General features: G+C 36.4%; 10 protein-coding genes. 8 read left to right on the top strand and 2 right to left on the bottom strand.

From position 1 onward, the window contains the following. The first annotated feature begins 260 nt into the window (after positions 1-260). From ACTJIP_RS03180 to ACTJIP_RS03170, 3 genes are all read left to right on the top strand, one after another. A complete protein-coding gene (locus ACTJIP_RS03180; protein WP_440704107.1) occupies positions 261-1,595 on the top strand; it encodes an amidohydrolase in 1,335 nt (444 codons plus the stop codon). 287 nt (positions 1,596-1,882) lie between these two features. After that, positions 1,883-2,728 carry a helix-turn-helix domain-containing protein gene (locus tag ACTJIP_RS03175; protein WP_077418200.1) on the top strand — a complete coding sequence of 282 codons (846 nt, stop codon included), beginning with the start codon at positions 1,883-1,885 and terminating at the stop codon, positions 2,726-2,728. A gap of 81 nt (positions 2,729-2,809) precedes the next feature. Next, on the top strand, positions 2,810-4,048 hold the full coding sequence (locus tag ACTJIP_RS03170; protein ID WP_180564362.1) for an amidohydrolase: 1,239 nt from the start codon (positions 2,810-2,812) through the stop codon (positions 4,046-4,048). Between the two features lie 390 nt (positions 4,049-4,438). On the opposite strand, the gene ACTJIP_RS03165 is transcribed toward ACTJIP_RS03170, so the two are convergent. Beyond that, positions 4,439-5,848, bottom strand: a complete 1,410-nt coding sequence (locus ACTJIP_RS03165; protein WP_077418204.1) for a hypothetical protein — start codon at positions 5,846-5,848, stop codon at positions 4,439-4,441. A gap of 44 nt (positions 5,849-5,892) precedes the next feature. Then, entirely contained in the window at positions 5,893-8,682 is a 2,790-nt protein-coding gene (locus tag ACTJIP_RS03160) for a TonB-dependent receptor domain-containing protein (protein WP_440704106.1), read from the bottom strand. Between the two features lie 324 nt (positions 8,683-9,006). Between ACTJIP_RS03160 and ACTJIP_RS03155 the strand changes: the two genes are divergently transcribed. From ACTJIP_RS03155 to ACTJIP_RS03135, 5 genes are all read left to right on the top strand, one after another. Further along, on the top strand, positions 9,007-9,681 hold the full coding sequence (locus ACTJIP_RS03155; protein WP_077418208.1) for a response regulator: 675 nt from the start codon (positions 9,007-9,009) through the stop codon (positions 9,679-9,681). Positions 9,682-9,729: 48 nt separating this feature from the next. Next, the gene (locus ACTJIP_RS03150; protein WP_077418210.1) at positions 9,730-10,761 is read left to right on the top strand and encodes a sensor histidine kinase; all 1,032 of its coding nucleotides are present in this window, start codon (positions 9,730-9,732) and stop codon (positions 10,759-10,761) included. Positions 10,762-10,895: 134 nt separating this feature from the next. Then, the gene (locus ACTJIP_RS03145) at positions 10,896-11,492 is read left to right on the top strand and encodes an IS1096 element passenger TnpR family protein (RefSeq protein ID WP_077418212.1); all 597 of its coding nucleotides are present in this window, start codon (positions 10,896-10,898) and stop codon (positions 11,490-11,492) included. 255 nt (positions 11,493-11,747) lie between these two features. Beyond that, a complete protein-coding gene (locus tag ACTJIP_RS03140) occupies positions 11,748-13,097 on the top strand; it encodes an alpha-amylase family glycosyl hydrolase (RefSeq protein WP_077418214.1) in 1,350 nt (449 codons plus the stop codon). A 139-nt stretch (positions 13,098-13,236) separates the two neighbouring features. Continuing rightward, positions 13,237-13,677, top strand: a complete 441-nt coding sequence (locus ACTJIP_RS03135) for a hypothetical protein (protein ID WP_077418216.1) — start codon at positions 13,237-13,239, stop codon at positions 13,675-13,677. Positions 13,678-13,757: the final 80 nt, after the last annotated feature.

Genomic DNA, 13,757 nt, shown 5'->3' with positions numbered 1-13,757 from the left:
ATTTTTATAAATTGTAAGTAATTTTTACGTCTAAAAATATCCGCAAAGTTTGTCACTCCGTAGGAGTCTTAGTAATGCGGGTATTATGATATATGTTCCTAAGGAATAACAGCGTTATGGATAAAGTTGTTTATTGCTGTAATGAATAACAGGGTATTTAAAAAACAATCAGAACAAAGCATAAATCATACAGATTTTGTAATAAACGATACACTTTGTTCACCAGACTTCTTTTTAATTTTGTCATAAATAGATTGGAAATGAAGACTTCTGACAATACCATCTCCCGCAAAGACTTTATCCGAAATTCAGCTTTGGCTGTAGCGGGATTAACTTTAGTACCTAATATCATGACTGCATCACCTTTCCTGGATGAAAATAACAGTTCGGCAAAAGGAAAAATGATTCTGAAAAATGTCCGTCTGGAAACAGGTTTTGAATATCAGGATGGAGAAGTGGCTTCTACCAAAACAGATCTGTTCTATATAGAAGTTGAAAACGGAAAAATTATAAAGATTGCTCCGAACCAGCCTAATGCTAAAGCGACAGATGCAAAAGGACTATTGATGCTTCCTGCATTCAAGGATATGCATATTCACCTTGATAAAACCTTTTATGGAGATCAATGGCAGGCCGTTAGAAAAAGAACCGGAGGGATCAAAGGAATGATAGAGCTGGAGCAGAAAATGCTTCCGGAGATGCTGAAGAATTCAACCTTCAAGGCAGAGAAACTGATCGAATTATTACAGTCAAAAGGAACTTCCTATGCGAGAAGCCATGTGAATATTGAACCCACTTCCAAACTGCAGTCATTAAAAAATCTGCAGAAAGCTTTAGAAAATAAAAAGAAGGGTTTTGGAGCTGAGCTGGTAGCCTTTCCGCAGCATGGCGTGTTCTATACAGATTCTGTACCTTATCTGAAAGAAGCAGCAAAGATGGATATTGACTTTATTGGTGGTGTAGACCCTTTCAACATTGATGGTGATATTGAAAAAGTGGTAGACTTTACCGTTCAGCTTGCTTTGGACAATAAAAAAGGAATCGATATTCACCTGCATGAAACCGGTGATTCCGGATTGAAAACTGTAGAATATCTTATTAAAAAAGTAAATGAAAACCCTTCTCTGAAAGGGAAAACCTATTTAAGCCATTGTTTTATTCTGGCTAAACTAGAAGCTGCAAAACAGGAAGAAATCGCAGAAAAATTAGGTGAGGCACAGATCGGAATTGTTTCTACAATCCCTTTCGGAAGGCTGATCATGCCAATACCAACGCTTTACAAACATAATGTAACCGTTCTGACAGGAAATGACAGCATCATAGACCATTGGAATACTTTCGGAACGGGAAGTGTGCTTCAGAAAGCCAACTTAATGGCTCAACTGTATGGATATTCAACAGAGTTTTTATTGTCAAGAAGTTTAAAACTGGCCACAGGAAATATTCTTCCGCTGGATGACAAAGGAACTCAGCAATGGCCAAAATCAGGTGATAAAGCAGACTTTGTTCTGATGAATGCAAGCTGTTCTGCAGAAACTGTATCAAGAATTTCAGAAGTTGAATCATTGGTGCATGATGGAAATGTTGTCTTTTAAACTTTTTTGAACTTAAATGAAAAGTAAAAAAGTCTTGCAGATAAGATTTGAACAATATAATTGCTTATAAATTTATATATATAATTTAGTTGTGTTTTTTTAACCACAAAGGGTATAAAAGTTTTACTAAAGGAAAGCCTGGGAATATATTATTGATTTTCGGAAATAGTCACTGAATGCAGATAGAAACTGAAGTAGGAGTGGTGTATGTAAAGCTTTTGTCCCTTTTGTGGTTATTTTAGTTTTTTCTCACAAATTTTAGTAATTTTAGGAGAAAATCAGGCAGAGTGGGCTATCATACGGATCATTTTCCAATTTTAGGAATTCAGGAATTTAGTGAGAATCAGCTGAAGGGCTGTAATCTGCTGTTTAATGAACTTTATGGGGCACGTTCCATTGATGATCCCCATAAGCATGATTTTTTTATCATCAATCTTTTTGAGCATGGAGTTGGTTCACATACTATAGATTTTACAGAATATCCGGTAAAAGACCATCAGATCCACCTTGTTTTTCCGGATCAGGTACATCAATGGGTGATTGAAAAAGAAACCATCGGTTATCAGCTGATGATCAGCCGGGACTGGTTTGAAAGTTTCCTGCCGTCATTAAGGTTTTCTGCCTCTTATTATCAGAACCATCCGGTTATCAATCTTTCCCCGGAAATTTTTAAAACTTTTCTATATGAATTTCAATCTATCCAGAAAGAACTTAGTGGTGAAAAAGTATTTTGGGAGCTTATTCAAAAAAGGAGTGAGCTGATTGGGCTGTTGGTAAGTAAATCTGTGGAAGGAGCTTTCAAAGACTTTGAAGTCTATAACTCAAATCCTATTATTTCAAAATTTCTCCATCTTATTGATGAACATTTTAAAACAGAAAGATCAGTTTCTTTTTATGCGGATAAACTGAATATTTCGGCCAACTACCTGAATATTGTCTGCAAGAAAAATCTTAATGCTTCGGCTTCATCTCTCATTCAGGACCGTATTTTACTGGAAGCCAAAAGACTTTTAAAAGTTTCTGAAATGTCAGTAAAAGACATTGTGTATGATCTCGGTTTCTACGATCATGCAAGTTTTTCCAAATTCTTTAAAGCACAGACGGGAATGACACCTACCCAATTCAAAGAATAATCTGTACAAAACAAGACATAATTGATACACCTGTTTTACCCTGAAGTAGGGCTAATTTTGTATTGTTAAAATCTTAGAATCATGCAATTTCCCTATCAATTAACTGCAAAAGGAAAATATTCCCTTAAAAATGTCCGCCTGGAAACAGGTTTTGAATACGAAAATGAAGAGGTAACCGGAACAAAAACTGATCTTTTCAGTATTGAAATTGAAGATGGAAAAATAAAAACAGTAAAAGCAAATGATCCCGCTTCAGAAGCAATAGATGCTAAAGGATATCTGATGCTTCCGGCGTTCAGAGATATGCACATCCATCTGGATAAAACATTGTACGGTCTTCCATGGCAGGCTCTTTCTCCTAAGAGAAGAACAGTGAAAGATATGATTGCTTATGAGCAGGAAATCATTCCTGAACTGTTGAAAACTTCTGTAAGCAGAGCAGAACAGCTGATCAGTCTGCAGCAGCATTATGGAACTCATTTCGTAAGAACTCATTTCAATATTGATACTACTTCGGGACTGAAATCTCTGGAGCATCTTGAGCAGGCTCTTGAAAATAAAAAGGACTCTTTCAAAGCAGAATTAGTTGCTTTTCCGCAACATGGAGTTTACTATACAGATACTGTTCCTTTGATGAAGGAAGCAGCACAGCTTAAAAGTGTAGGATTTATCGGTGGATTGGATCCTTTAAGTATTGACGGAAGCATAGAAAAAGTAATGGATTTTACCGTTGAGCTGGCTTTAGATCACCACAAAGGAATTGATATTCACCTGCATGAAGTAGGAGAGTCTGGAATGAAAACAATCAATTACCTGATTGATAAAGCAATTGAAAATCCGGCACTGCAGGGGAAAACATTTGTAAGTCATGCATTTGCCCTGGCTCATCTTTCACCAAAAGAAACAGAGCAGATTGCAGAAAAACTGGCTGAAGGAAAAGTGGGAATCGCTTCTTCAGTACCTTTTAAAGGAACGGTAATGCCGATTCCAACCCTGAAAAAATATGGGGTCAATGTATTGATCGGAAATGATAATGTACAGGATTACTGGAGTACTTTTGGTTCAGGAAGTATGCTCCAGAAAGCGAATCTCATTGCTGAGTTATATGGTTATGCTACAGAATATGCACTATCAAGAGCTTTGCAGTTTGCCACTCAAAGTATTCTTCCATTGGATGAGAAAGGAAAACAGCAATGGCCTAAAGCTGGTGATGAAGCTGCAGTTGTTCTGGCAGACGCTTCGTGTTCTGCAGAAGCTGTTTCCAGAATGTCTGAAATAAAAGCCCTGATGAATGACGGGAATTTATTTTGGAGAAATTAATTGAAGTATATATATTTTTATACACTTGTTTTTTGTGAATGCCATCGGGAGTTTCCTGGTGGCTTTTTATTGAATGATAAATTATAAATTATAAATTATGAGTTATGGGTTTCGGGTCTCTTCTCTCTTCTCTTTTCTCTCTTCTCTATCAATAGAATATATTTCCCTGGTTTTAGCCAAAATTTTTTAACAAACCCTTATAAAAATCTACTTTTAAACAAAAATAACAACTGTTCAAATTGTCATTTTCTGTTTTTTACAATATGAACACCGCTTAATATTGATTTCAGCGGACCGTTATAATATCTGATGATAACAATAAAAAAAAGCCCTCGGAAAATACTTCCGAAGGCCTTCTATTTGAAATTAAATCTAAGTACTTATGTATTATTATAAGTTGAAGTTTGTCCATCCTGCGTACCAAGTATCTGTAGCATCTTTTACAGCACCTTTGTAAGTTACCTGTGTAAACCAAGTAGCTAATTTAGGGTTAGTAAATGCACCTCCTGTTAATAAAGGAGAACCTGCGCTAGGCGTAAAGTTTGGTGTAGTTCCTGCAGGAGCCCATGCACCGGCAAGTTTTACATCAGCAGTAGAAGCAAGGATGGTATTTCCTTTAGCATTAAACCAAGTTGTAAGATCGTTCAATGTATACGTTGTAGGAGTAGAAGTAGATGGTCCGAATTTTAAAGGAGTTTGCATTCCTGCTAAAACGTTATTTTCAAAGAACAGCTTATTACCTACAATATTGTTATCTGTTGGAGCACCTTTTGTAGCATCAATGAATAAACCAACAGGGAATCCTGTAAATACAGAGTTGAATACAGAGATAGAAGAGTTTCTTCTGATCTGTAATGCATTCTGGAATAACGCGTTGATTGATCCTGGAGCTGCAGAGTTGATTGGTCCGATAATCGTCATGTTAGAGAATGTAGCTGATGTCTGAGGTGTCAAAGTAGAACCGTTAGCATCATTATCAGATTCAAATGCGTTAGAACCGGAAACGTCTGCTACCTGAGAATCTCTTACTGCGATACCAAACTGTACCTTTCCTGAGAAACCGTTATCTGTATCGAAATCATCATCAAGACCTTTGTAAGAGATAAGGTGAGAACAGTTTACCGTTCCTCCGAACCATTCAAAACTGTCATCATTAGCATAAGCAACTTCTACGTAATCTACTGTAGTTCCGCTACCTACACCACCGAATGTAAGTCCGTTGATCTCTTTATCCGGTAAGAATGCATATCCTGCATATTCTATTCTTACATATTTTAATATACCACTGTTGTCAGCAGCATTGTTTCCACCGTAAAGTCCAAGACCTTCAGAGTTGTTGATTCCTCCTTCAATCTCTCCAACTCCGTTTGCCCCACCGAAAGAAGCATTAGTAGGAGCATTTCCTAAAATTACTACACCTGCCCAGTCTCCTCTTTTAGGACTTGGTTTTTCAGAAGTGAAGATAATTGGGTTGGCAGCAGTTCCTTCTGCCATGATTTTACTTCCTTTTGTAATGATCAAAGCTCCGTTTTTATCAGCTTCACCTACAATCTTTGTACCTGGCTCGATAGTTAAAGTAGCTCCGTTAGTTACATATACTAGTCCTCTTAGCTTATAGATTTTATTTGCTTTAAGCGTAAGGCTGGAAGTGATCTTTCCTGAAAGAATAAGGTTTTCAGTTTCTCCGTTTCCATTACCTCCATTTTGAATAATGGTAGGTCCATCTTCTTCTATATTTCTACATGCGGTAGTTGATACTAGAGCGCCAAGCATTAAAGAATATAAAACGAACTTTTTCATGTTATAAAGAATTAAATTATTTATTAGATTATTTGTTGAATGAATTAAAAATTGTATCCCAGTGTTAAACTGATATTGGTTCCTGAAAGTCTTTCGATAGCAAGAGCATCTTTGCTGTCATACTTACCGTTGTCGTTCAGGTCATGGTAGAATTTAGCACGACGGTTCAGAATATCTGAAACATTCAGCTTGATTTCTCCTTTGTTGCTCCATATTTTTTTAGCAAGCTGGAAATCCAAAAGAGGTCTTGGTGCTTCCCAGATTGGTGGTACCTGATCGTTTCCTACATAAAGGATTCTTCTTCCGATCATGTTGAATAGTACTGTAGAAGACCATCCTGATTTTTCAGTATCATACTGAAGACTTACGTTGACAGTATAAGGAGACTGCCCCTGCATTGGTCTGTCAATCTTAGTAGCCTCGTCTGTTACTTTGTTTTTGATTAAAGCTACGTTTCCACCCAGGGTGAAGTTTTTAAGAGCGCTTACAAAATCAAGTTTTTTTCTTACTTCTAGTTCCACTCCATAAGCATCAGCTTTATCTACGTTAAGGTAGTTGAAGGTATTACTCGTTCCTACCCCTGATTGGTTGAAGTATAATTCGATTGGCTTTTTGAAGTTTTTATAGAAACCTGCTACAGATATAATTTCTCCGTTTCTTGGGTAATATTCCCAACGAACATCGGCACTCGTAATTTTGGTTCTTTCAATTGATTTGTTACCAATTACAGTAGCTCCAAGATCAAAATCATAATATGCTAAAGGAGAAACTTCTCTAAACTCCGGTCTAACAACAGTTTGTGAACCTGCAACACGGATGTTCATTTTAGGGTTTACCTTGAATGTTAAGTTTACAGCAGGTAAGAAATCTGTAACACGGGTGTTCACAAAACGGTCATCACTTTTCTTCGTGCTTCCAACCAATTGATCAAAGTTTTCAACTCTTAATCCCCAAACTGCTCTTAACCATGGTGTAAAGTTGTTGTCAAACTGTAAATACCCCGCGTTAAGGATCGTGTTGGCAATATATCTGTACTGGTTTCCTGCAATTTCATCAAATGTAAATCCACCGTTACCTCCGAAATTCTCAGGATTGAAGATTGTTTCGAAAGGCTGAGAAAGTAATCCCTGGTTGAATTTCTCAAGTCTTACAGAGAACGGTCTTGAGTTGTAGATTCTGTCTTTTACCTGGAACAAATAACCTCCTTTGATCGTTTGTTTTTGTCCAAACATCGTAAATGTTTTGGAGATATCACCCCCTGCATTATATAGATAATCACTTAGGGTAGAATAGAATACACTTCCTGACTTTTGAGAAAGACCATTAGAAATCAATGCTAAATATGGGCTTCCTTCTATATTGGTGTATTGGTTATACTGCAAACGCTGCAGCAAAGGAATATACTGATCCAGGATCCCGAAGCTTCCGTACCAGTTTACGGTAAATCCACCCAGAGCATCTATTTTATGAGTACCGGTAAGGGTAGAGTTGTAGAAAGTAGTTTCTTTAAAACCTATTTCCCTTGCCATAATGTTTGTCCCGTTGATCGGGTCAAATTCAAAGTCCTTTCCTGTTCTGAAGGACATGTGGTTCACCGTATTGTTGGTGATGATATTCTTTAAGGAGATTTTATTGTTGCTGTTGAGCTTTAAAGAAAGGTTCAACATTCCTCCTAAGATAATATCATTGCTGTATTTTTCTGTAAAATAATCGAAGTTGGTATCGGCAAGTTGGTCGTTGATGGTAAAGAAACGGTTGGTAGATTCAGTTCTTCTTTTGTTGTTACTATAGTTTAAAACAGCAATTACCCCTAAATCTTTTCCGAATAATTTGGTGTTGAAACCTCCGTCAAGTTGTAAACTTAAGTTTTCAGGATAACCAATACTGTTGTATCCTAAATTCTTTGTAAACCCTTTACCAATGTTGGTTTTCTGACCTTCATCTAAAATACTGAACGCATTTTTTGCAGGCATATTGGTTGGCAGCTTTCTGTAACCGTCATCAATTCCTAGAAAGTCCCATTTTCCACCTTTCTGCATATGGAATTCCTGTCCCATAGTCGCCGTATTTCCTCCTACACCTACCTGTACATTGAAGAAATTTTTATTAGGAATATCCTTTGTATTTACCTGGATCAAAGCTCCTCCCCATTCACCTGTATATTCTGGAATGAAAGTTTTGTTGATAACAAGGGTTTCGATAACGTTGGCAGGGAAAAGGTCGAAAGAGAAAGTCTTTCTGTCAGGCTCCGTGCTGGATAACTGAATACCATTCAGCATTGCCTGGTTATAACGGTCTGATAAACCTCTTACTACAATATATTTTCCTTCAGATAAACTCACTCCGGAAACTCTCTTCAGAACTTCCCCTGTGTTTCTGTCCGGACTTCTTTTAATAGCTTCAACACCAATAACCTGAGAAACTACACCGGCATTTTTCTGTAGTCCGATAGTAGAGGCTATGGTTTCTTTTCTTGCGTTTGATTTGATGACAACTCCCTCAATTTCTTTTTCTTTGGTAGAGGGCTTGTCCATTACGATATCAAGATGAGTATTACCTTCATTTTTGATAATAACCTCACTGATCTCTTTTCTGTTATACCCATTGGAGCTTACCGTTACAATGTAATTGGTGCCGGGGGACAGGTTGATAGAGTAGTATCCGGAAATGTCAGTCATTACTTCCTGTCCATTTACTTTTACCTTTACCCCTTCTATAGGAGTGTTATCTTTCTCGTCCAATACCCTACCTTCCAAAATCTGACTTTGTGCAAAAGCATAGCCAGCAGAAAACAAGGCAAGTAGCATGATGCTCTTGTGGAGTTGTTTTTTCATTTTACTTCTTTTACTTCTTTTTCAAGGGCAAAATAAGGGCTAAGTTTTTAAGAAAACTTTAGGAGAATCTTAATTAATTGTGAAATTTGTATTAACAGATGAGAGAAATTTATAGTTATTGATGTTTAATTTATATAATTATAATTTTTGTTTTAATTTTAAATATTATTCCCTATATTTGATTTATGTGTATTTATTGTTTAATTTTTTTATTGATTTTGTAATTTTATACTGCGATATGTTTTTTTAATAATTAGTTAACATTTGGCAGATAGATGAAATCAATGGAAATAATTAATTTTGTGGGAATTCTTAAACTAGAAGATGAGCAAAAAAATTCTTTTAATAGACGATGAACTGGACATTTTAGAGATTCTGTCTTACAATTTGGAAAAGGAAGGGTATGATATCTATACAGCTACCAACGGTAACGAAGGTATAGAAAAAGCAAAGGAGATTGTTCCGGACCTTATCTTATTAGATGTCATGATGCCTGAAAAAGATGGTATAGAAACCTGTCAGGAACTTCGTAAAGTGAAAGAACTTCAGAAAACACTTATCGTGTTCCTTTCTGCAAGAAGCGAAGAGTTTTCTCAGTTAGCAGGTTTTCAGGCGGGTGCCAATGACTACATCGTAAAACTAATCAAACCGAAAATCCTTATTTCTAAGGTGAATGCATTATTACAGCTGACCTCACAGGTTTCTGACAATGCAAAACTAATCGAAATCGGAGACCTTATTATCGACAAAGATAATTTCAGAGTTTCCAAAAGCGGACAGCAGTTTCTTCTTCCTAAAAAAGAATTTGACTTGCTTTACCTTTTGGCTTCCAATACTGAAAAGGTTTTCAAAAGAGAAGAAATTCTTGAAAAGGTTTGGGGTAATGATGTGATTGTTGGTGAAAGAACAATCGATGTACATATCAGAAGGTTGAGAGAAAAACTAGGAATCAATACGATTCAGACATTAAAAGGGATTGGATATAAACTGATCGTTTAATTATTTTAGAATCTTAACTTTACGTTCAATCATTAAAACGTTGTAAAATTGAAATTTTACAGACTTACCCTCGTTGCCTCCTGTCTGCTGACATTGGTAATGCTTCTTTTAGTAGTCGTCTTCGATTCACTGAAAGATATCTATTATGAGACCCCTTTGTTTAAAACGGGTCTTTTCATCTGTATTGTCCTGATCTTTCTGATCAACTGTGTGGTATTGGAACTTCTTTTCAATTATTACAGCAGAAAACAGGTAAAAGGACTTTCAGGATTTCTGCCACAGGAAATAGTTCAGAATCAGGATGAAAATATTACCATCAAAGAATTAGGAGAAAGGTTTTCAGATCTCAATCAGCAGCAGGTATCAGAAATTGATATGATGAAAGAGATGGAAAGCTACCGTAAAGAATACATCGGTAATGTGTCCCACGAACTGAAAACGCCTTTGTTTTCTATTCAGGGATATGTAGAAACTTTAAGAGATGGCGGAGTAGACAATCTTACCATTCGGGATAAATATCTGGAAAGAATTGATAAATCTGTCGAAAGACTTATCGCCATTGTAACAGATCTTGATATGATCAACAGGCTGGAAGCAGGCGAAATCAATCTTAACGTTTCAAAATTTGATGTCAATCTTCTGATTAAAGAGATTTTCGATCTTCTTGATCTTGAAGCCGAAAAACGAAATACAACATTACAGATCCAGACCCTTCATCCACAGATTTTTGTGGAGGCTGATAAACAGAAAATTTCCCAGGTTTTCATTAATCTTATTTCCAATGCGATCCATTATGCCAACAGACAGGAAGCAAAAGTGATCGTAAAGACCAGTGTACTCAAAAATAAGGTGCTGATAGAAGTGATAGATAATGGGATGGGAATCAAATCTGAAATTCTTCCAAGGATTTTCGAAAGATTTTACCGTGTAGAAACCAGCAGAAGCAGGAGAGAAGGAGGTTCCGGGCTGGGATTGGCCATCGTAAAACATATTCTTGAAGCACATAACGAAAATATCACCGTAGAAAGCGTGTACCTTGAAGGGACGAAGTTTAGTTTTATGCTCGAAAAAAGTAAATAATTCCGGTAAAATGTAAGGAAAAAAAATATTTTAAAAAATCCTGAAATATTTTTTTGTCACATGTCATTTATTATATATTTGCACCAGAGATTTATCATAATTATAAAGGCAAAAAAGTAATTTAAGAAACTGATATGGTTTACAAAATCCGCGTAATATTAGATGCGAAAGAAGATATTTTCCGTGATATCGAAGTTAAGGGAAAACAAACGTTATGGAACTTACATTTAGGAATTAAAAGTGCATTCAGTCTGCAGGGAGATGAGCTTTCTACTTTTAATCTGTTAGAAGATGACGGAACAATTGTAAAAAGTGTCCCATTGGAAGATATGAGTGATGATGGTGATGGTGAGATTATGTCAGATGTTTACATTGATGAAGCTTTTGAAAGTGTAGGTGACAAAGCACAGTTCCAATACGGGCTTCTTGACCTTTGGGAATTCTTCTGTGAACTTGTAGAAGTTATTGAAGAAACAAAAGGGGTTAATTATCCTATCACGGTATACAGATTCGGAAACGTTCCATTGAAGGCACCTAGCAAAAATGGAAGTGCCGGAGGATCTAAAAAGAAATCAGCAATGCCTTTGGCAGATGATGAGTTTGGTTTCGATGAAGATTTCGGATCAGGAGGAAACTTTGCAGATGAAGACGATAGCTTCGATGATGAGGAAGAAGAAGACTACAATGACGATGTCTTTGATGATGAAGATGACAATGATGACGAAAGATAGTCAACACAATATACTGGCCCTGGATTTTAATCCGGGGGTTTTTTTTGTAAAAGTGTGAAGGTAGGTATTTAAATAAAAACAGCCTCATTTGAGGTTTCAGATATATCAGCTGAGCTTTTGTAAGTCTATTTTGAGTTCTTTAAATTCTTCAGTAAGATTTTCAGGTTCTACTGACGGGTTGGAGATGCTATTTATCTAGCCGTAAATTTTGCCTTTCTCAAAAAAACAATTCTTACTTTTGTTAAAAATAGTTTAATGAAAAAATTAATTTTGTTAGCTGTAATTGGTCTGGGAATTGTTTCCTGTACCACTCAAAAAAATACCCGGAAGATGACAGAACTGCCAAAAGATTGGAAACATAATACGAATATCTACGAAGTAAACATAAGACAATATACTCAGGAAGGAACTTTCAAAGCATTTGCAAAAGAAATGCCCCGCCTGAAATCTATGGGAATAAAAACCCTTTGGTTTATGCCTATCACACCCATTGCCCAGCAGAATAAAAAAGGAAGTATGGGGAGTCCATATGCTGCTGCAGACTATACTTCCATCAATCCCGAATTCGGAACGTTGCAGGATTTTAAAGATATGGTGAATGAAGCACACAGATTGGGATTCAAAGTAATTATAGATTGGGTGGCCAATCATACAGGATGGGATCATGTATGGACGAAAATACATCCCGAATTTTATCTGAAAGATCCAGACGGAAAATTTCATATCGCTTCCGGAATGGATGATATTATTGAACTGGACTATAAAAACCAGGAGATGCGTCAGGCCATGATTGATGCCATGAAATTCTGGGTACAGGAAACTGATATTGACGGTTTTCGATGTGATCTTGCTTCATGGGTAGAGGTAGATTTCTGGGTTCAGGCCCGTCCCGAAGTAGAAAAAGTAAAACCTCTTTTCTGGCTGGGAGAATTTGATGAGTTGGAAAGTCCTGAATATGGGAAAGTTTTTGATGCCAGCTATTCCTGGAAATGGATGCACAAATCTGCAGATTATTATAAAAAAAATGAACCTCTTCAGGAATTAAAAGATCTTCTGAGACAATATTCTAATATCGGAGATGCTTCAATGAGAGCATGGTTTACTGCAAACCACGATGAAAACTCATGGAACGGAACCGAATATGAAAAATACGGAGTCATCACAAAACCTATGGCAGTATTCTCTGCAACATGGAATGGAGTTCCGTTGTTGTACTCAGGCCAGGAACTTCCAAATATGAAGAGACTGGAATTTTTCGAAAAAGATGTCATCAAATGGACCAATACCTATCAGGTTGCCGGTTTCTATAAAACATTATTGGATTTAAAAGCTTCCAACCCAGCTTTAAGAGGAGGTGATTCTAATGTAACTACATACCTTCTTAATACTACAGCCAATGACAAAATCCTGGCTTATGTAAGAAAAAATGGAAATGATGAAGTGCTAGTAGTCTTGAACATGTCAAAAGAACCTGTTAACTTTTCAATTGAAGACGAACATGTATCCGGAACATTCAGAAATGTTTTTGATAAAACGAAAAGAGATTTCAGTAACGGAACAGACTTTAGCTTTAAAGTTTCTGATTATGCCGTATTTGAAAAATAATCTTAAAATTTTTGACTTACATTTTAAAATAGTACAGAATAGTCTTTAACGGTATTCAATTCCTCTCCGCTGGAGGGGTGTCAAAATCATAGATTTTGACGGGTGGTTTAGCTATCCACAATAAAATCCCACTATTAGAATGAACAAACAGGAAATAATCAATATTATTAAAGCAAAAGCTGCCGACAAAATCCAGTATTTTGAAAACCTTATTGCAGAAACACGAGCTTCCAACAATGATACAAAAAGCTCAATGGGTGACAAATACGAAACCGGAAGAGAAATGCTTCAGCAGGAAATTAATAATCTTCAAAGACAGCTTAACGAAGTTTTGAATCAGCAGGCTGTACTGCAGAAAATAACTTCCGACCCTTCGGAAAAAGTTCAGAACGGTGCATTGGTGAAAACCAATAAGGGATTGTTCTATATCTCTGTTTCAATGGGTGAACTTGTTTTTGAAAATCAGAAAATCATGACGGTATCTGCAGAATCTCCCTTGGTAAAAGTGATGTATGGTAAAAAAACAGGAGAGTCATTCACTGTAAATACTATTCATCAGACAATTGAAAATATATGGTAAAATTAATATAGGTTAGATTGCAGATATACAGTTGTTTAATAGAAAATAGAGATCAGGCTTATAAAAAGCATTCATAAAAA

It is taken from the genome of Chryseobacterium sp. 22543 (assembly GCF_052044565.1).
In the GTDB taxonomy this organism is placed as follows: Bacteria; Bacteroidota; Bacteroidia; order Flavobacteriales; family Weeksellaceae; genus Chryseobacterium.
The sequence above is the reverse complement of the archived record's forward strand: the minus strand, read 5'-3'. Positions and strand labels throughout refer to the sequence as shown.